The organism is Syntrophomonas sp. UBA1041, assembly GCF_002316705.1.
GTDB lineage: Bacteria > Bacillota > Syntrophomonadia > Syntrophomonadales > Syntrophomonadaceae > DTU019.
In genome coordinates this window covers 49,039-68,743 of record NZ_DCEA01000036.1, presented here as the reverse complement: position 1 = coordinate 68,743, position 19,705 = coordinate 49,039, and the positions used below count along the sequence as shown (strand labels likewise).

Sequence of the window (19,705 nt, the reverse complement as noted above, 5' to 3'; positions counted from 1 at the left end):
GATTCTGTTCGAGATTCATTAATACCGGATATGCAAACCTCGCTGTCGGCGAGCAAAAGGGGGAGCACGGCCTCATGGTAGATGATGGTTCCGCAAACATTGCCTCCCAGGGTTATTTTGTTCTGCACGCTGTGATCGGCCACTCTTGATCCCGCCTGGGTCAGCAGGGGGAAGGGGTTGGCTTCGGCTATGGCGGTCAACGTGACCGCCGCTCCGATAATCAGGCTTTGACCTTTTGTTTCCAACTGCTGACATTCAGGTATCTGTTTGATATCGATAACCGCCTGGGTCTTGATGCTGCTGTTGCGAGCCATGGTGATGATTTCGGTGCCCCCTCCGTAGTACATGGGCGCTTTCCCGTTTTGCTGCAAATCGTTATAAAGTTGTACTGCCTCTGCTATTGAAGCAGGCTGATAATATTCAAAATCGAAAGGGATCATCGCTTCTCCTCCTCCAGCCGTTTCCATATTAATTCCGGGGTTAAGGGCAACTGATCCAGTTCAATTCCGGCGGCCAGGCTGAGACTGTTGGCCAGGGCGGCTGGCATGCCGATTATGCCATGTTCTCCTATAGGCCTGGCTCCGTAGGGAGAGTCCAAGAGAGGCGTCTCCACATAATCTACCACATACTCGGGCTGTTGACCGCAGTGCAGCACTTTATAAGTGCGCAGGCTGGAGGTGCCGATTTGGCCCTGTTCATCATAAATGATCTCTTCACGGGTGGCCACCCCGAGGCCCATGCTCACGCCGCCCGTAATGACACCCCGGGCATGCTTGGGGTTGATGACCTTGCCAGCGTCCAAAACGGTTACGGCTTTAAGGATTTTATAGCTGTGGTCGCGGCGATTGTATTCAACCTCTACGGCCTGTGCCCCCACCGTCCAGGCCGGGCCGGGCCTGCCTCGTCCGGTATTGGGATCCAGAGGGGTGAGATGGCGCATTACAAAGCTTCCCCTTCCAATCACCTGGCCGCCCACGGAATTGCCGTCAGGATACTTGTAGGCGTGGCCGATATCTGCAATATCCATGTAATAGTCGGGATTATCCTTGAGATAAACCCTTTCCCGGGCAACATCCAAATCTGAAGGGGAAACCTTGAGGACCATAGCAGCCAGGCTGAGCAATTGATTAATGGCGTCTTGAGCCGCTTCGAGCACCGCCTTGCCCACCATATAAGTCGTCATACTGCCCACGGTCTTCCAATGGTGAGGGGACACCCTGGTATCGACCGGCATGTGCACATGGATCCGGTTAATATCCATTTTCATTTTCTCAGCCAATATTTGGGCCAGAGTGGTTAACATGCCGGGCCCGATTTCAACCGCTCCTACAATAAGATTGATGCTGCCGTCGGGATTGATAATGACCATTGCTCCTGAGAAGGCATCAGTAGGAGAGTTCGAGGTTTTCCACAGACAGCTGATGCCTTTGCTGCGTACGGTGTTAGCATCGATAGAAATATACCGGCCTTGGTCCCAATTGATCAAGGATTTGAGTTTGTCCAGACAGGCCTCCAGGTTGCCCAGGTTGCTGGTTGTCAATGCAACCTGCGTAGGGCTGCTGTCCCCGGCCTTCAGGGCGTTTCTCCGCCGCAATTCCAGGGGGTCGAGCTGCATTTGGGCGGCCAGTTTATCTAGGCTGCGTTCCAGGGCGAAAGTAAATTCCAAATGGCCGAAACCGCGGAAGGAGGTGGCATAGATATGGTTGGTGTATATGCAATAAGAATCACACCATACATTGTCTATTCGATAGGGGCCAGTGCAGTTCATAGCCATTGATTTGGCCATTCGCGAACCGATATCGCAGTAAGCCCCGCTATCCACCATAAAGATTGCTTCCAGAGCTGTAAAGCGCCCGCTTTGATCAGCTCCCAGTTTGATTCTGGCGTGAAGCCCCAATTGGCTGGGTGAAGTTGATATATCCTGCTCCCGGGTATTGGCGATTTTGACCGGCCGCCCCCCTACTGAAAGAGAGGCCATATAAGCAATCAATTCCAGTTGCACAGCGGCTTTTCCGCCAAATCCCCCTCCCACCAGGGGAACATGGACGGTAATCTTGCCTAAATCGATGCCAAAGCAAGAACTGATTTCTTTTCTAATGGAAAAGGGGGTTTGCGATGAGGAATGGATCACAACCTCATCCCCGGGTAAGATTTCGGCCTGGACATTGCGAGTTTCCATGGCAATGTGATCGGCCTGGGGAAGATCATACTCGGCTTCAATAATAGTGTGGCTGGCCGCCCAGCCTTTTGGCAGGTCGCCTTTGCGTATTTTAATATGGTCTGCTATGTTAGTGTCTTTTTCCGGATATACATCAGATACCATTCGCTTGTACAAGTCCACTCTTTCGTGAATCAGAGGGGCCCCGGGCTTAAAGCTGTCAAGAGGGGAAGTGACAATTGGCAGGGCTTCATACTCAATATTTACCGCTCCAACTGCAGCTACGGCTTGCGCTTCGGTGGCGGCGATAACAACTGCGACCGGTTCTCCATAATAACGCACTTTGCCTGAGGCCAGGGGGGGATGATCCTCCAAGACCGGTCCGCTCAGCACTGGAAAATCAGCTCCGGTAATAATATTGATTACCCCGGGCATAGTCAGGGCGGCCCCAAGGTCTATTGACTTTATTAATCCGTGAGCGCAGGTGCTGGTCACCAGAGCACCGTGTAATAAGCCGGGTTGGATTCGGTCACTGTTGTATCTGGCAGCCCCGCTTGCCTTTTCCCAGGCATCTTTGCGGGGGACGCTTTCTCCAACGGATATATAATCCACGGGAATAATTCCTCCAAACTCTACTCTTATTACTTTGTTCCCGGTTTATGGTCATATTATGCCAGAGGGCATAGGCCCTCATAAATCAGGGCAGGCCAAATCATGAAAAATATGCGGTGAATCGCCAGGTTATATTCTTTAACGAGGGACAAAGCTTATCCAGACCTGGCATGTTACATGGAGAACCTTAGCGCATAATTATTGATACAAGCCCCGGAAGAGCTGCCGGGTTGGCAAAAGAACATAGATACTGAAGCTAAAAGAAGGGATTAAGGGATTGTCTTTAGAATATGTGAACTGCAAAGGCACTGTTTTTTCTTGCGGGCATCTGTCTACCCCACTACCGGATGGAGGGATAGTAATGACAATTCAGGATAAAGCGTTTTTTTGTTCTTGGAGCGGGGGCAAAGACTCCTGTCTCGCTTTGCATCGTGCCATTATAAAAGGCGGCCGCCCGGCCTGTTTGCTCACTATGCTGGCAGAAGGAGGCCAGAAATCCCGCTCTCACGGCTTGCCTCTACAGGTCTTGCAAAATCAGGCCAGGTCCCTGGGGATTCCCCTGGCAGTTCGCTCTGCTTCATGGGAGGAGTATACTCCGGTATTTGCTGAGGTATTGAGGGAATTTAAATCCAGGGAAATAGACCACGGTGTCTTCGGCGACATAGATATCGCAGATCACCTGCATTGGGTGGAATCAGTCTGCAAGCCGATAGGTATCAAGCCTTATCATCCCCTCTGGCAGCAGCCCAGAAAACAACTGTTGACCGATTTCCTGGAAGCAGGGTTTAAAGCTACCATAGTCGTGGTTCAGGCTAGTAAGCTGGATAAGAGTTTCCTGGGACGTGAATTGAGTGCCGCCGTACTTGAGGAAATCGAGGCGGAGGGGGCGGATGCGGCGGGCGAAAACGGTGAATACCACACCGTCGTCACCGATGGACCGATTTTCTCCACCCCCGTCACCATCAAGCTGGGGGAGCCGTTTGAGGAAGAGGGATACTGGTTTTTGAATGTTCTGGGTTAGTCATCGCAGGAGTCAATTTGACGCAAGCGGGATGGTTCCTGGCTTACGCGAAATGCGCCAGTAAAGAACTTTTCCGCTTGCGTTTCGAATTTTAGACATGATTTGTCGATATCCCCGGCAACAGCCGGGGATATTGTTTTCAAAGCTCTCCGTAATTCTGACCTTTTCCGTTATGGATAGGGGGCCACTTACTCCAGGGTTTCCTGCCCCGCCCTCCACTTCCAATATGCGCCTATTGATTCTTTATTAAATGCTATGATTACAGTATGCTAGAATCATAGCGAGGATTATGACGATTTTGTGTGAATCTTGTAAGTCATGGTTCTTATAAAGAGACAACGCGGAGAATGGGGGACGGATGATCTTTTTTCGGCCTCTAAAGAAGAGTACTTTATACTGCAGGGGAAGATATGGAGTAAGTTAGATCGGAGGATGAGAGTATTGCCAACAGAATTGGTTTTAGCGCCGCAAGAAATGAAAACCCAGGTTTTTAACCGTTTGCAACAGGCCTACGAACACTTTGGCCTGGATTTAGGCTACCTCCAGTATAACTGGAATTCGTGGCAGGATATAAGCGGTATCGAAACCTATTGGGCGTACCAGGACGAGCAGTTACAGGGCTTGGTGGTTTTTGACAGAAATAACAGCCTGGTTTTGGAAATATGGGCCTGGCCGGAGTTTCACGGAAAAGGCGTCGAAGCGTCTATACTGGATGCCATTATTGCGCAGGAGAACCTGATTGCCTGTCAGGTGATGGCTGAAGACCGTCACCGTTACAGTCTTCTGGTAGACTATGGTTTCCGCCCGGCGCGAACTTGCGACATTGCGGGATGGAAGGTAGTCAAACTGGATTTAAGCACCGCGGTCTTGCTCAGAAAAATCAAATCTCAGCAATTCTCAAAGTCATACCATCACAAGGAGACAGTTGCCAACGAAACCGTCGCGGCATCGCTTGAATACGAGCAGATCAAAAATTCGCTGAAAAGCTTGATTGCCAATCTGGGCGGTTTGGAGCGCTATGTTAAAACAGGTCAAACCGTAGTTATCAAGCCCAATATTGTCAGTGATCATGGTTTGAAAAAAGACGGCACTGTGGTCGGCGGGGTAGTGACCGATAAAAAGGTGGTCAAGGCCATGGTAGAGTTGCTGCTGCCTGTGGCCGGAAAAGTGATTGTAGCGGAAGGTTCTTCCATCAACCGCAGCGCCACCACCAAGATGTTTGCTCATTATGGCTATGATGAGGTGGTGGCCCTGGACCCTGATCGGGTAAGTCTGGTGGATTTAAATACCGATAAACTGATTGAAAAAGCGGTTCCTGGCGGCAAACGCATGCAGTCGCGGCAGATTCCGGTCACGCTGGAAGAAGCCGATGTGATTATCAGTATGCCCGTGATGAAAATTCACTTTGCCGCGGCCGTTTCCCTGAGCATCAAAAACCTGCAGGGTGCAGTACCGCCCCTGGAAAAATATATGTCGCATTTCTTCGGACTGTGGCAGAGTTTAATAAATATCAACCATCTGGTCCAACCGGACTTAATAATTATCGATGGAACCGTTGGACAGGAAGACTTCGGCCCCATCTCCGGCACTCCCAAAGTGATGAATCTACTGATCGGGGGCACTAATCCGGTGGCAGTGGATGCGGTTGCCATGCAGATTATGGGCTTCAACCCGGCTGAATCCCCCCCGGTTCTACTGGCTTATATGCAGGGATTCGGACCTATCGAAAACGATATGATCGATGTGGCGGGCCCTCCTCTACAAGATCTGATCGACCCTTTCAAACGGCCGCAGCTGGATCTCGGCAGCGGGCAGGACTTTGAGGTGCATACTGGAGAAGCCTGCCCGGGCTGCAAGGCTTACCTGCATTTTACCCTCAGCAAGCTGCGCAAAGCAGACCCTCAGAATCCTGAGCGACTCTTAATCGATCGTCCTTTTGCCAAGAAGGTCCATGTTTTTCTGGGACCAAGCATTAATCGCGAAATTGATCCCGGGGAGAATAATATTTTCATGGGCCTGTGCCAGCAGCATCACGCGCATCTGGGCACTCATCTGCCCGGCTGTCCGCCGCATTCTGAGGTGATCATAGATGGGATTTTTAAATGCTTCCCCGATGTGGCCAAGGCAAAATATGCCGACAAGAGTGAAGAAGCTACTCTGGGGGAGATGTTGGAGAAAATCCTGGCCGGTATCAGGTGAAGCGGATTTTGAAAATCTATGTCAAAAGGCCGCAATTACTTCAAAAGCTCTATAAAAAAACCTTCAAGGCAAGTGCCAACAAAGAAATATTTACAATCGCGATGCTTGTATATTAAGGTTGGCATTTATCAAATAATATACCTAGTTCTAGATGAAGGAGGCGTTATCTTGAAGGGCAAAGTAAAGAAACAGGACTCCATGCTTGATGGAGTCAGGTGTGTTGTCAACACCTGTTATTATTACGGAGAAGGAGACTGCTGTATGGCGTCACAGATTGAAATCCAGCCTCGAAACGCCAGTAACTCGGACCAGACCGATTGCAGCACCTTCGCCCCCAAATAGCGATTTTCCGGAAAAAAGGAGGCCAAAACGGCCTCCTTTTTATTTGCGATAATAAATATATAATAAACTCCTTGAGCACGGTCTTGTTCCGTTTCCAGCTAATTATCCCGATAGGGTTTGCGGGCTGGCACCAGACCGCCGGGTGCGCCGCTTAATTCCTTGATGCGGGCGCTGATAAAAATCAGACTGGCCATGCTCAGGCTGAATAAAACCCCGATACGCTCGCTGAGGTGAATGGTGGCCCCCGCAATGGTTAAGATGATCAGGCCAATAGTCACATATGACAGCAATGCCCCGGTGGGGCGCTTCATGGTTATGCCCAGGTGTTGGGAAGCATAATGGGGATCAAGTTTTAAATTGGACAAGAGGATTATTATCCAGTTCAATATCAGCATAACTCCGGCTGACGTAGCCAGGTACTCGTAGACTGTGTTGGGCAAAAGAAAGGACATGACGATTGCAAACAACAGCCCTAACCCGGTAAGGGAAAGAGCGGGAACGGGTACTCCGCGATTATTCCTCCAGGCCAGGAGCAATGGCGCATCAAGATCATTGGCCAGAGAAACCAGCACATTGGTTACTCCGAAAAGCGCTCCAACCATGGTGGAAAAAGCCGCGCTGATAATAATAATATTGAGCAGTGAATCAGCAAATCCGAAACCGAAAGTAGATAATGCCGTAACAAAGGGGCTTTCCGCCGTGCTCACCGCATAACCGGGAACCATTAAAAAAATGAACAGCAAGGCTAATGCGTATACTGCGGTTAAAGAGGTCAACATAACCTTCCCCGATTTCCCGATGTCTTTATACTGCTTCAGCTCATGAGACAAAATCCCCATTACTTCTATACCGCCATAAGAGAAAAGCACAAAAACCAGGGCACTCCATAATCCGGTCAGCCCGGCGGGAAACCATTGCATCAGATCGCCCGGGTTGGAAGCGGGCGGGCGGATCAAACTTATAGCGCCTGAAGCCACCAGCAATCCGAATATGATGAATATGATCAGAGCGGAAATCTTGATTACCCCGAAGAGCGACTCGATTTTGCCGAAATCATTGACTCCCAGCAGATTGATAGCCAGAGCCAGGGCTGAATAACTGGCCGCAAAAACCCACAGGGGAACGGTAGGAAACCAAAATTGGCTGAAAATAGCCAGGGCGGTGACCTCGGTTGACATGATCAAGACTCCGGCCAGCCAGTACATCCAGCCGCTGGTAAACCCGATCTGAGGGCCGAAGGCTTTACGGGCATATACCCGAAAAGAACCTTCCTGGGGGTCGCGGGTGGACATCTCGGCCAGGGAGCTGAATACCTTAAAGGCTATGAGACCGCCTATAATGTAGGCTAATAAGATGGACAGACCGGCCCTCTGGATAGAAAGCGCAGTACCCAGAAAAAACCCCGCCCCTATCACAGCACCGACGCCGATCAAGGACAGATCCCACCAATCCATGCTGCTGTGGTCAAGCCCCGGTTTAGTTTTTCTCAAACGTTGCTGTTCGATAACCTGTTCAACCTGCCGGCGAAATAGCATAACAATACTCCTTTAAGCCTGGGAACCCTCTAAACAGTTCCGCCATGCTTTTTGATTAATTCCACCGCCCGGGGCACATCATTCTGATTGAGCACCACGGTCAGTAAAATGGATTTTCCCTGGGGCGTGACCCCGTGGGGGCTGTCATAGCCGCTGGCGGATGGGTCGGCGGCAAGCAAGGGATCGGCTCCCTCAGGGCCGGATTCACTGGAGTAAATGGTGACCCCGGATAGGGTAGCGGCTTTATTTATGGGGCTGTCATATCCATTGTCAAGAACGGCGGCGGAATAACGGTGTACGCCGTCCACTTGGATAGAGCCCAGATCGCTGACCAGGTTCGCGGTCTGAATGTCCCGGGAAGCCTGTAGAGCTTTTTCCCGGGAAGGGAAGTAGGCTAAAATGCTGCGTTCTTCAGGCGATAACTGCATATTCGTCCTCCTATCAAAAACTGTGTAGCTGAAAGATCTGTTGCCGCCGCGGCCGCTCTATTTGACTGGCGCCAGTTCATGCAGGGTGGCAAAGCGATAGCCTTCGGCTTGCGCTCCTGTTATGACCCGGCCCAGGATATCGCTGTTGGTTTTTGAGACCGCATGCAGCAGCATGATCTCGCCGGGATGGATATTTTTCAGTATCAAATCCAGCGATTTTTCTGGATCGGGCTGGCGATCCACCAGCCAGTCTTCATATGCAAAACTCCAGAATATGGTTTTATAGCCCAGATCCGCCGTCATCTGCAGGCTGGTCTGATTGTATTCACCCTTGGGGGGCCTGAAAAACAAGGGCATATCCTGGCCGGTCAGATCCTTGAAAGTCTGCGCGGTATCCAGCAGTTCACGATTGAACTTTTCTTGATTGCCGGTTATCGAAGGCATTGATGGGTGGGTCTTGCTGTGATTGACTACCAGGTGGCCTTCCGCTACCATGCGTTTAATAAGGTCGGGATTTTCCCTGATATAAGGTTCGGTGACAAAGAAAGCGGCTGGAACCTGGTGAGCCTTCAGGGTGTCCAGTATAGAGGCAGTGTAGCCCTTTTCATAGCCTTCATCGAAGGTGAGAAAGATGGTTTGGTTCTGGCTGCCTATATAGTAGGCCTTATAATCGCTGAGATTAAAGCCGATATTGCGGTCAATTGTCGGAGTTTCATGATTGGGCCTGCGCATCACATACCAGCCCAGGGTGCCCTGGGGGGCGGTAGTTGGCGCATATTCTTCAAGTCCAACCTCTGCGGGGGCGCTCTTAATAGGGGCCTTCATTTCATCGTCTAAAAGGACCGGCTTCTTCTCGATTGAATTGGAGCAGCCAAACCCTGAGATAAAGGCCAGGGAAATAAACATGATCAAAATGATACGCTTCATGATTGGCTCCTTTGCTGAAAATGTCACTATGATAGTTTGACCTGGCCTTTATGGATATATCAACTAACATTCTGGCAGCGATGGCAAGCCTTTCCGCCAAAAAATGTTATGGCTCTGAAAGGCAAAAGGAATGAAACCCAAAAATCTAAGGGGCTCATTCAACCCCGTATTATGGAGTCAAACCGCCCCTCAAAGCAGATGGTTTAAAATGCATAAACCGTTCTTTTTAGGATTATTTTTGAAGTGCCTCTAAACATTCGGCCTTTATATAATCAGGCATATTACCCGCGGCAGCTTCTCTTAGAACCTCCTTCGACCAGGGCTGGGCCATGGAACCCAGGGTTCTGATGGCCAGGACCCGGGTGTAGGAAGTAGGCGGATATACGCGCCTCACCGTATTAAAATGCGGATCAAAATATTGTATGTAGCCTTTCCGAATGGCAGCACCGTAGGTATGCAGAGAAATCGCGGCTTCTTCCCCGGGGTTTTCCATTTGATGGATGCCGTCGTCCAGAGGCAGAACAGTGGTCACCTGGCCGGGAAGCAGTACCTGATCGGATTTCACCTCTACCCGGGCCGAGTTTTTTTCACCGTGGTCCGGACGCTGGTACTTGCGCTCCCTTATGGGATTCATATAGACCCCTACCACTCCCCAGGAGCCGTGATCATGAATAGGATAACAGACCCCGGGTTCCCAGATAAAAGCGCGCAGGGAGAAGCTCCTGCGAGGACTGCGGTATATAATAATATCATTGGGGTCGATAGCCTGATACTGCGCCTTTAAAAAACCGTCATCCAGCACTAGACGACTCAGTAATTCATCTAATAAGGTCGAGTTGGTCAGCAGTTTGCTGACGTATCGCCCCCCCACATCCATGATCTCCGGTATGGCCGGAGTGCCTTCCAGCAAGTCCTCCATGTCCTGAATGAAATGGTCCAAAGCATACGAATTCATAATAAACCCTCCTTTATCATATAATCATCACATTGGAAACCATTCACTATTCCGGCAAACGGCAGCCATAACGACGCACGTGTGTCCAGGCTCTGTATTCAGGGTCGTCGGGATTGGCAGTCAGTGCGTCAGCTTCATTCAGGTACTTTTTTACTATGCCCTTTTGTTTATAAAGAGCCCGGTCTTTGCCAATCGGGCATACTTTAATGCAAATTCCACAGGGATAGCACCTTTGTTTGACCAGCTCAATGTGCTGATCTATGCAGAGATTGACATCGTAATCCCCGCGAATCTGGTCATCGCGTGCTTTAAGCGCATCCTTGGGACAGCATTTTGCACAGGCATTGCATTTGATACAGAGGTCCTTGTCCATCACCGGTTCACCCTGCAGCTCAGCGGCGGTCAGCACCGATACGAAGCGCACCCGGGGCCCGTATTCCGGAGTGAGCAAATTATGGCTGAGTCCGATAGTGCCCAATCCGGCATATCTGGCGGCGGTGGTGTGGCCAAAGGCGGCATAAGGCTTTTTCTTGAGGGCGCTGAGACTGCCGTAGCCGTCGCGGGTAAAGAAATATGAAGCCATGCCCCGGCGGTTGAGAAAGCGGGTCAGATTAAAAGCAATACCATCCAATTCCTGATTACAGGCGGTATAGAGCTCCTTGTGCAGGAAGGAAGGAGTGGTCTCCACAATCGGCAAAGGCATGCTCATGCCGATCACTATGACCGTTTTAGCCGGGGGGAAAAGGCTCTGCGGACGAAATTCCAGCGGTACCTCATCATAATCATCCCAGCGCTGCACCGGGGCAAAGCCGATCAAATCTGCACCGTGCTCCCGGCAGAACTCGATCACCTGTGAACGCAGATCTTCATTTGACCGGGCCAGGTCAGGGGTATCAAGCTGCATATGATACATCCTTTCACAGCATCATCAATAGCGAAGTCTATATACTTATTTTGATTTATTCATAAATGTTTGGCAAGTTAGAGAGGCTATGGCGATGCTAAATATTTACAGCGCTCCAGGCTGAAATGCGGGCTTTTAAGCACCCGGCCCTCAGCCCTCCCGGGGACATGTTGTCAAAGTGCAATGCTTTGCAATAAAATGGGGAGGTAAGGTCCGGGAATCAGAAAAACCTATATTTTTGGGGGAAGGGGAGACGAGGCGTGTATTTTAGATGGCAAAAAACCGGTTGTGTTCTATTGCTGTTGCTACTCATGGCGGGATTGGCAGGCTGCCAGAAGATTCAACCGCAACCCCAGGCGAATGATAACCAGGGTGTGGCTTACCCCATGGCTATCACCGATGATGCCGGGAGGGTAGTTACCCTGGACAAACAACCGTTAAGGATAGTTTCGCTTTCGCCCAGTCATACCGAGGTACTTTTTGCATTAGGGCTGGGGGATCGCATAGTAGGGGTTACCACTTACTGCGACTATCCTGAAGAAGCTCTGGATAAGCCTAAGATCGGAGGATTCTCTACGCCCAGCGTGGAAAAAATTATTGAGGCCAGGCCGGATATGGTATTGGCCGGTGATATGCACCAGCAGGCTGTAACCGCACTTGAAGCGGTAAATATCAAAGTTCTGGTATTCAGTCCCAATACCATGGAGGAAATCTTCTCCACCATCACCGCCATAGGAAGAGCTGCAGGAGAACAGCAGACCACCCAAAACCTGGTAGGGAGCCTGCAGCAGCGCGTATCCGGCGTTGCCGCCAAAATAGCACAGGCCCAGGGTCCCAAGCCCCGGGTATTTTACGAAGTGTGGCATGAACCGCTTATGAGCGCCTCGCAAAACACCTTGATCGGAGAACTGATCACCCTGTCCGGGGGGGAGAATATTATCGGCGCCTCCGCTGATCTGTATCCAATGATTAACGAAGAGATCATATTGGACAAAAATCCTGATATAATGATGCACTCGTACGGCCATGGAGACAACGAAAACCCCACTGTCGAGCAGATTTTAAACCGCCCCGGCTGGCAGCACCTCAACTTTGTGCAGAATAAAAAAGTGGTCGGCCTGGAGGCCAACCTGGTCAATCGTTACGGACCCAGGTCCGTTGATGCTCTGGAACTCGTAGCTCAGGCCGTACATCCGGAACTGTTCAATTAGGGAATATGATGGATGCAGCATAAAAAACCTATTTCCATAATTATCGGCCTCCTGGCACTGTCCTTGATAATATTGATGTTAATCGGCATCGGCATTGGCGCGGTTTGGATTCCGCCCGCTGAAGTGCTGAGCCTGATAAACGGTCATTTAAATGGTTCCAGCAGCAGTTACAGCGGGCAGATGCAATCACATGACATCATAATTTGGAGTATACGCTTTCCACGGGTCTTGCTGGGGGCAATGGTGGGCGTCTGTTTATCGGTAGCCGGGGCCATTTTTCAGGGCCTGTTCCGCAATCCCATGGCCGATCCCTATGTGATCGGGGTTTCCTCAGGCGCCGCCCTGGGTGCCGTGGCTGCTATTCTGCTCCTGGGGAGCCTCGGTCTGAAGTACAGCTATAGCATTCCGGCCTTTGCTTTTGTCTGTGCGGTGTTGACCATTCTTTTGGTCTACAGCCTGGCCCGCACCGGAGGCAAGGTGCCGGTAATGACCTTGCTCCTGGCCGGTATAGCGGTAAATTCATTCTTGTCCGCTCTGCAGTCTCTGGCCATGTTTTATAGTGGTGATCAAATGCATCAGGTGGTTTTCTGGCTTTTGGGGGGATTTTCCAGCCGGGGTTGGGAATATATCTGGATGTTCATGCCTTATGCTGTGATCGGTACCGCCATTGCGTTTCTATATACCCGTGAACTGAACGGAATGCTGATTGGTGAGGAACAAGCCCAGCATCTGGGTATTGACGTTGAAAGAGTCAAAGTGATGCTGCTCATAGCTGCGGCCTTGCTTATCGGGGCATCCGTATCAGTGTCCGGACTGATTGGCTTTGTGGGGTTAATAATACCTCATGTGGTGAGACTAATTATTGGACCCGACCACCGGGTCTTGCTTCCCATGGTCGCTCTGACCGGCGCTGTCTTTATGGTGGGAGCGGATATCATCGCCCGAACCGTAATAGCCCCGGAGGAACTGCCGGTAGGGGTAGTTACTGCGCTGATAGGCGGGCCTTTCTTTATATATTTGTTGCGAGGCCAAAAATCATCTTTGTATAAATAGATTAAGAGATGATCCTGCTGTGTATAAAAGGGAGTGAGCATAGTGATCGTGGATGTTTTGGGAGTGACCTGCGGGTACGGATCTTCGACGGTGCTGTCGGATGCCACCTTGCAGGTGTCCAAAGGCGAGTTTTTAGGCATTGTCGGGCCAAACGGTTCCGGCAAATCCACTCTTTTAAAGGCCATGAGCCGGGTGCTCCCGCCTCTTCATGGCCGCATTCTGCTCCAGGAAGAAGATATTTATAAAATGCGTCCCGCCCGGGCGGCCCGTCACCTGGCCGTTGTGCCCCAGGAGGCTGGCCTGGATTTCCCATTTACAGTAGAAGCCGTGGTGATGATGGGCCGCATTCCACATTTAAAACGTTTTCAGAGAGAAGGCCCGCAGGATCGTGAAATTGTCTGTGAGGCTTTGCGCCGGACCAATACTCTTGATCTGGCGCAGCGGCTGGTCACGGAATTGAGCGGGGGGGAAAAACAGCGAGTCCTCATAGCCCGGGCTCTAGCTCAGGAACCTCAGGTATTGTTTTTAGATGAGCCCACTTCTTTTTTAGATTTGAATTACCAGATCGAAATAATGGAACTATTGAATAAGCTGCGTTTTGAAGAAGGTCTCACTGCGGTGATGGTGGTTCATGACCTCAATCTGGCTTCACAATACTGCGATAATCTTTTGGTGTTAAAAGAAGGCAAAATATTTACGGCAGGCCGTCCGGCCCAGGTTCTAACCGAAGAACTGATCAAAGAGGTTTATGGCTGTGAGGTAAAAGTGGAACAACGCCACCCCGGGGGCAGGCCGATGCTGTTCATTCAGCCTTTGATTCACCGTCCCAATACCACTCATTATCGGGTCCATGTAGTTGGGGGCGGGGGATCCTGCGGACTGCTGTTCCATTATCTTCAGGAACAAGGCTGGGAGGTCAGCGCCGGGGTCATTAATATCGGCGATTCCGACTGGCAGGAAGCCAAGCGGCAGGGTTTCAGCGTGGTTGAAGCAGCCCCCTTCAGTGAGATCGGCCTGGAGGAGGATCGACTTAACCGCCAGGCTATGCTCAAGGCTGATTATACCATTCTGCCTCCCATTCCATTTGGCAGCGGCAACCTGCCCAATCTGAAAGCGGTCCTGGAAATGGCTGAACGCGGGGCTCCAGTCATAGTTATCGATGAAGGGTCCATTGCAGAGCGGGATTACACCGGCGGGGAAGCTTCCCAAATATATAAAAAGCTGTTGCAGAGCCAGGTTCATCTGGTTGAGAGTGCCGAACAGGCTATGGCGGTTATGGAAAGAGAGGCAGATGGTGTTGAGCAATAAAGGCCTCATCATGGTTACTGGAGCCGCCCGCAGCGGGAAAAGCCATTTCGCGGAGCTCTGGGCGCGTAATGTAGCAGAATCAGTATATTTTATAGCCACCTGCGTCCCTCAGGATGAAGAGATGCTGGTCAGGGTGGAGCATCACCGCCAACGGCGCCCTGCTGCCTGGGTTACTATTGAGGAGGCGCTGGATCCTGCACAGGCCATAGCAGAATATGATGCCCCTGAGCGGGTATTTATTCTGGACTGCCTTACACTGCTGGTCACCAATTGGCTGCTGGGTCGGGAGAGCACTGCTTACCAGCAGGAGATCCTGCAGCGTGTGGAAAGACTGGCTAAAACCGCTCAAAATGCTAGAGCCAAGGTGATAATCGTCACCAACGAAGTGGGGTGGGGGATAGTCCCGGCTGACCGGCTGTCCCGCGACTATCGCGATGTTTTGGGACGGGCTAATCAGATCATGGCCGCTTATGCTGATGAGGTGTACTTGATGGTGTCGGGGCTGGCGCTGGAATTGAAAACCCTGAGCACTCCGCTAAATACGGCAGGCAAATTGGCGGCCGAATAAATCGCCATGCTAAGCGGAGGCACTGAAAGGCAGGGTAATCTCCACAATAGCGCCTCCCTCAGGTCGATTGCCGAGGCTGATCTCGCCGTGCTGGGATTCGACTATGATCTTGGCGATGGATAACCCTAAACCGGTGTGGCCCTGGGGACCTTTGTAAAAATAATCAAAAGCGTGTTTCAAATCCTGGGCAGTGAACCCCGGCCCATCATCCTCAATGTGTATGTTGACGGATTTATCAGGCAGTATTCGAGCCTTAACCCAAACCTGAGTCTGGGCGTGGCGGATTGCATTAGCCAATATGTTGCCGAAGAGGCGCCGCAGCTGTTCAGGGTCTGAAATGATCTCCAGTACGGGAATATCTGCTGTCACAGCAATGGCATTTTCCGCTGCATACCCGTTAAGGGACTCCATGGTAGTGGCCAGAATCTGTCCAAGATTACAGTGCTGCAAGGTATTTTTGCCTTCACTGAATTGGAACCGGGTGATATTAATCATCTCATCCACGATTGATTTTAAACGCTGGCATTCCCGGGAGATTACTTCCAATCCCTGAGCGGCCTGGGGACCAGTCAATATCCCGTCTCTTATACCTTCCGCGTATCCTTGTATGCTCATTAACGGGGTTTTCAACTCATGAGAAGTGCTCTGGAAAAAGTGCCTGAATCCCGAGTCATAGCGTTCCAGCTGCACCGCCATCTCATTGAAGGTTTGTGCCAGCTCTGAAAGTTCGTCGTCTGATTTGGGGTCCAGGCGCACGTCAAAGCGGCGCTGGGCAATGGCTTTGGCGTATTCGCGCAGAGAATTGATAGGTTTTATTATTTGACGGCTTAGCAGTAGGGCTACCGGTATGGCCACTGCCATGGCTATTACCAGGCTTTTAAAAAGCAAGGCAATGATATCGCGGTTTAATGCTTCCAGTGCGCTGATCTCCGCAAAAGTGATCACACTGCCCTTGATGTTTCCCCCTTTGGGGACGATGTGTTCTTGAACCGCGATGAAGGTGCCGCTTTGATAAATATGGAAAGCTGCCTGATCTGGCGGTGAAACAATGCCCCATTTAGGCAATACCTCCATAAAATTAGTTCCGACTGTGTATTTATCGCTGCTGCTATAGATAATGATCTTTTGGGGATTTGTAATCAGGTAGTCGCTTTCCACCGGTCGTCCGGAAAAGAACAATGATATCTGTTGTTGGCCGAGCCGCTCCTGTGGCAGCCCTAATTCAGGGCTGTGTATAGCCAGAGCCATGGCAATTGTCTTGCTCTGTTTGCTTAACCCCATCACCGCCCGGCGTTCCAGATCCTTATACATAATGGAATGAAAGGCCAGGGCAGTTATGGCGATACTGCATAACACCACAATAAAATAAGTTAATAATATGCGGCTGGTTATGCTGTTAAATTTAATCATCAAGACGATACCCGTATCCCCAAATGGTTTTGATATTCACCTGAGACTCATGTTCGCGCAGCTTCTTGCGCAGTCTCTTGACCAGGTCGTCTACCGCCCTGGTCCCGCCGACGTAATCATAGCCCCATACCCGGTCCAATAACTCCTGGCGCGTAAAGGTGCGCTGGGGCTGTTCTACCAGCAAAAGCAATAATTCATACTCTTTGGGAGTCAGCATCATTTCTCTGCCGTTAACCATTATGCGCCGATCTGTGGGGTAGATGGCGAGATTATCTATCATCTGGGTTAAACTGGCGCCTGCCCCCAGGGAAGAGCGCCTGAAAAGGGAGCGCACCCGGGCCACAAGTTCGCGCGGGCTGAAAGGTTTGGCCATGTAATCATCCCCGCCTAACTCCAAGCCCAGTATCCGGTCGACCTCTTCTCCCCGCGCCGAGATAAAAATCACCGGTACACCGCTGCGGCTGCGGATCTCCTGGCAGAAATCCAATCCGTCCCTCCCGGGGAGCATGATATCGAGGATGAACATATCCGGATAACCCGATTGCAGCCGGACCAAAACCTCTTCAACCGAAGCGAAGGTCTCAACCTGATAGCCTTCCCGCGCCAGGTACTGGCTGAGGATATAGCGTATATTCTCTTCATCATCAACTACGAAAATGGACCGCAAAACCGACTCCTCCCGCTATTTGGCTGCTATACTCCTAACCGGCTTGAAGGCATCCCGGGAATCAAGACGCCCAGGGCTTCTCAAAAGCCATTTTGGACAGGATATGCTGGTGCTTGAGTGCATTAAGCGAACGAAGGGCGTTGTCCCCTGCGATCTCCGCTGCCATTAAATCACCCCGGGCTATTAATCCTAGATTAAACTGTAAGGTTTTATAACGCAAATCTTCCTGAGCTGTCTGGCAGGTCTGTTCGGCCTGCCGGTATTGGGATTCCAGCTGTACGGTTTTGTAATAATTTGATTCTATATTTTGAATAATCTGTATCTTAGTGTCACTGGTGTTGATTTTGGTTATTGACAGGCTGTTTTCCTGAACTTCATTGGGCTGTAAAGAAGAACCGGACAGAGGAGCCAACAAATTCTGCAGTTCAGCTTTTTCAAGGTTTTTTTCAGCCAGCCATAGCTCGGGGCTGTCGTTCAAGATCCTGGTAATCTCCTGTTGCAGGTTGTCAACCTGCAGGGGATTGAAGGCTGAATCATCGACTAAAACCGGCCGCTCCGTCGAGGACTGGCCGATGGCGTTATTCAGCTTTATGTAGGCTTGTTCCAGGTCGGTTTGGCTTTCCGCCACCAGGGTCTGTTTCTGGCTGTAATCAATCTGAGCATTGTTTAGCTCCAGCTTGCTGATCAAGCCCAGCTCAAAACGGGCCAAAGCCTCCTGGCACTGATGATTGCTTTGTGCCCGGTTCTGCTGGGCTTGCTTTAATGCATCCTCTGCCAGCAAAACATCAAAATATTTTTGATAGATATCCTTTATCACCTTATCAGCGGTAACAATCCTGGACTTCTTGGACTGCTGCCAGGCGATATCACTTTCGATCAGGTTTAAATAGGCATTGGCATCGTCCTGGTAGGTGCCGTCGGCAGGGACATAAAATACGCTGGCTGCGGCCTTATCCCGCAGCAGTTCATTGCTCTCAATCTGATAATCCGCTATCTTAACGCTGCTGCTATGCTTTAGGCCTTTTTCCACGGCCTGTGTCAGCGTCAGAACGGGTTGTTCCTGCTCCGGGGAAGGTTCTTCTCCCAAAACGGAAGCTGGCCAGGACCAGCAGGAAACCGTTAACGTCAGGGCTGCCAATATGGCGGTCAATATCCGACCCGCTTGCATAGGAAAACCTCCTTTATTCAAAACGCAATGCTTCGATGGGATTGGAACGAGCTGCCTTGCTGGCAGGATAGTAGCCGAAAAAGAGCCCCACCATCAGCGAAAAGCCCAGGGCAACCGCTATCAACCAGGGCGAGAGCTTGATTTGGAGATCTGCCAGAGTTCCCAGTAAAGAGCTGCCTCCCCAGCCCAAGAGTACTCCGATTATTCCTCCCCAGATACAGAGCAGCAGGGCTTCGATCAGAAATTGGGTCATAATAGCCCGGGGGGTGGCTCCTACTGCCATGCGTACCCCAATTTCCCGGGTCCGCTCGGTTACTGACACCAGCATGATATTCATAATACCGATACCCCCTACCAGGAGCGAAACCGCTGCTATGCCCCCCAAAAGAAAAGTAAATATACGGGTAGTGTCTTCTATGGTGGATAATACCTGGGCCATGTCCTGGATCATAAAGTCGTCCTCCGCACTATCCGCCAAGCGGTGACGCTGGCGCAGCAAGGTAGTGACGGCATTTTTCAGAGGTTCCAGGGATTCGGTATTGACGGCTTGAATATTGATGGTCCGCACTGCGGCGCTGCCCAGCAGTCTTTGCTGGGCAGTGGTTATGGGGATGTAAACCGAATTGTCCTGATCAGATCCGGAACCCTCCGCTCCCCTTGAAGTCAAAACCCCTATGACCGTATAGTTAAGGCCGTTTATCTGCAACTGGCTTCCCACCGGACTCTGCGCGCCGGTATACAGATTATCTACCACGGTCTGACCGATTACAGCTACCAGACTTCCCTGAGCCAGGTCTTCCTCAGTTATGAATCCGCCCAGCCGGGTAGGCCAATCTTTTATATCCTGCAGAGCCGGGACGGTACCGCTGACCGGCGCGGTCCAGGTAAGGCTGCCTACGGACAGGGTAGCCTGGGTACTTGATTCAGGGGCCACATGTTGTATCAGGGGCAGATCAGATATGGCAGCAACATCGTCCATGGTCAGCTGCGCGGTGGCGGTGGCTCCCCGCACCGGGCCGAAACCCCCTCCCGAAGTAACAATCAACAGGTTAGACCCCATACTGGCTATCCGGTCGGTTATACCTGAACTAGCCCCTTGGCTCAAGGACACCATGGTGATGACCGCGCCAACCCCAATGATAACCCCCAGCATAGTCAGAAATGAGCGCATCTTGTTGAGCAAAAGGCTGCGCCAGGCAATTTGCAGGCATGATATCAAGTCCATGTTTCTTCCACCTT

The 19,705-nt window shown here is 51.0% G+C and carries 18 protein-coding genes; 7 read left to right on the top strand and 11 right to left on the bottom strand.

Features of this window, described 5'->3' with window-relative positions; all coding sequences use genetic code 11:
- Nucleotides 1-440, bottom strand: a 440-nt coding sequence (locus B2633_RS06180; RefSeq protein WP_483169783.1) for an FAD binding domain-containing protein, incomplete at its 3' end; no start/stop codon positions are given.
- Entirely contained in the window at nucleotides 437-2,770 is a 2,334-nt protein-coding gene (locus B2633_RS06175; protein ID WP_483169782.1) for a xanthine dehydrogenase family protein molybdopterin-binding subunit, read from the bottom strand. The genes B2633_RS06175 and B2633_RS06180, both read right to left, overlap by 4 nt.
- A gap of 361 nt (nucleotides 2,771-3,131) precedes the next feature.
- Here B2633_RS06175 and B2633_RS06170 point away from each other — a divergent pair, with 361 nt between their 5' ends.
- From B2633_RS06170 to B2633_RS06160, 3 genes are all read left to right on the top strand, one after another.
- The gene (locus B2633_RS06170; protein WP_483169781.1) at nucleotides 3,132-3,791 is read left to right on the top strand and encodes a Dph6-related ATP pyrophosphatase; all 660 of its coding nucleotides are present in this window, start codon (nucleotides 3,132-3,134) and stop codon (nucleotides 3,789-3,791) included.
- A gap of 441 nt (nucleotides 3,792-4,232) precedes the next feature.
- Entirely contained in the window at nucleotides 4,233-5,990 is a 1,758-nt protein-coding gene (locus tag B2633_RS06165; protein WP_483169780.1) for a DUF362 domain-containing protein, read from the top strand.
- Between the two features lie 198 nt (nucleotides 5,991-6,188).
- Nucleotides 6,189-6,332 carry a DUF1540 domain-containing protein gene (locus tag B2633_RS06160; protein ID WP_481043086.1) on the top strand — a complete coding sequence of 48 codons (144 nt, stop codon included), beginning with the start codon at nucleotides 6,189-6,191 and terminating at the stop codon, nucleotides 6,330-6,332.
- 98 nt (nucleotides 6,333-6,430) lie between these two features.
- Here the strand turns inward: B2633_RS06160 and B2633_RS06155 are convergent, their stop codons facing one another.
- The 5 genes from B2633_RS06155 to B2633_RS06135 all read right to left on the bottom strand — a co-directional run bounded on the left by B2633_RS06155 (nucleotide 6,431) and on the right by B2633_RS06135 (nucleotide 11,081).
- Entirely contained in the window at nucleotides 6,431-7,867 is a 1,437-nt protein-coding gene (locus B2633_RS06155; RefSeq protein WP_483169779.1) for an amino acid permease, read from the bottom strand.
- A gap of 29 nt (nucleotides 7,868-7,896) precedes the next feature.
- A complete protein-coding gene (locus B2633_RS06150) occupies nucleotides 7,897-8,295 on the bottom strand; it encodes a hypothetical protein (protein WP_483169778.1) in 399 nt (132 codons plus the stop codon).
- A gap of 57 nt (nucleotides 8,296-8,352) precedes the next feature.
- Nucleotides 8,353-9,222: a delta-lactam-biosynthetic de-N-acetylase gene (locus B2633_RS06145; RefSeq protein WP_483169777.1), complete on the bottom strand. Its 870-nt coding sequence runs from the start codon at nucleotides 9,220-9,222 to the stop codon at nucleotides 8,353-8,355.
- Nucleotides 9,223-9,454: 232 nt separating this feature from the next.
- Nucleotides 9,455-10,177, bottom strand: coding sequence for a cysteine dioxygenase family protein (locus tag B2633_RS06140; protein ID WP_483169776.1), 723 nt, complete (start codon nucleotides 10,175-10,177; stop codon nucleotides 9,455-9,457).
- A 46-nt stretch (nucleotides 10,178-10,223) separates the two neighbouring features.
- Nucleotides 10,224-11,081, bottom strand: coding sequence for a 4Fe-4S dicluster domain-containing protein (locus tag B2633_RS06135; RefSeq protein WP_483169775.1), 858 nt, complete (start codon nucleotides 11,079-11,081; stop codon nucleotides 10,224-10,226).
- A 260-nt stretch (nucleotides 11,082-11,341) separates the two neighbouring features.
- Here B2633_RS06135 and B2633_RS06130 point away from each other — a divergent pair, with 260 nt between their 5' ends.
- Genes B2633_RS06130 through cobU form a run of 4 tightly spaced genes read left to right on the top strand, consistent with a single transcriptional unit; the run spans nucleotide 11,342 to nucleotide 15,221 of the window.
- Entirely contained in the window at nucleotides 11,342-12,292 is a 951-nt protein-coding gene (locus tag B2633_RS06130) for an ABC transporter substrate-binding protein (protein ID WP_483169774.1), read from the top strand.
- Nucleotides 12,293-12,304: 12 nt separating this feature from the next.
- Nucleotides 12,305-13,345, top strand: a complete 1,041-nt coding sequence (locus B2633_RS06125) for a FecCD family ABC transporter permease (protein ID WP_483169773.1) — start codon at nucleotides 12,305-12,307, stop codon at nucleotides 13,343-13,345.
- 42 nt (nucleotides 13,346-13,387) lie between these two features.
- Nucleotides 13,388-14,653: a heme ABC transporter ATP-binding protein gene (locus B2633_RS06120; protein WP_483169772.1), complete on the top strand. Its 1,266-nt coding sequence runs from the start codon at nucleotides 13,388-13,390 to the stop codon at nucleotides 14,651-14,653.
- Nucleotides 14,643-15,221: a bifunctional adenosylcobinamide kinase/adenosylcobinamide-phosphate guanylyltransferase gene (cobU, locus tag B2633_RS06115; protein ID WP_483169771.1), complete on the top strand. Its 579-nt coding sequence runs from the start codon at nucleotides 14,643-14,645 to the stop codon at nucleotides 15,219-15,221. Before B2633_RS06120 ends, cobU begins: the two co-directional genes overlap by 11 nt.
- Before the next feature lie 9 nt (nucleotides 15,222-15,230).
- On the opposite strand, the gene B2633_RS06110 is transcribed toward cobU, so the two are convergent.
- The 4 genes from B2633_RS06110 to B2633_RS06095 all read right to left on the bottom strand — a co-directional run bounded on the left by B2633_RS06110 (nucleotide 15,231) and on the right by B2633_RS06095 (nucleotide 19,691).
- Nucleotides 15,231-16,631: a sensor histidine kinase gene (locus tag B2633_RS06110; protein WP_483169787.1), complete on the bottom strand. Its 1,401-nt coding sequence runs from the start codon at nucleotides 16,629-16,631 to the stop codon at nucleotides 15,231-15,233.
- Nucleotides 16,624-17,298 (bottom strand): response regulator transcription factor, encoded by a 675-nt coding sequence (locus B2633_RS06105; RefSeq protein ID WP_483169770.1) that lies wholly within the window; start codon nucleotides 17,296-17,298, stop codon nucleotides 16,624-16,626. The genes B2633_RS06110 and B2633_RS06105 overlap by 8 nt, the downstream gene beginning before the upstream one ends.
- 61 nt (nucleotides 17,299-17,359) lie before the next feature.
- Entirely contained in the window at nucleotides 17,360-18,466 is a 1,107-nt protein-coding gene (locus B2633_RS06100; RefSeq protein WP_483169769.1) for a TolC family protein, read from the bottom strand.
- Between the two features lie 13 nt (nucleotides 18,467-18,479).
- Entirely contained in the window at nucleotides 18,480-19,691 is a 1,212-nt protein-coding gene (locus tag B2633_RS06095) for an ABC transporter permease (protein ID WP_483169768.1), read from the bottom strand.
- Nucleotides 19,692-19,705: the final 14 nt, after the last annotated feature.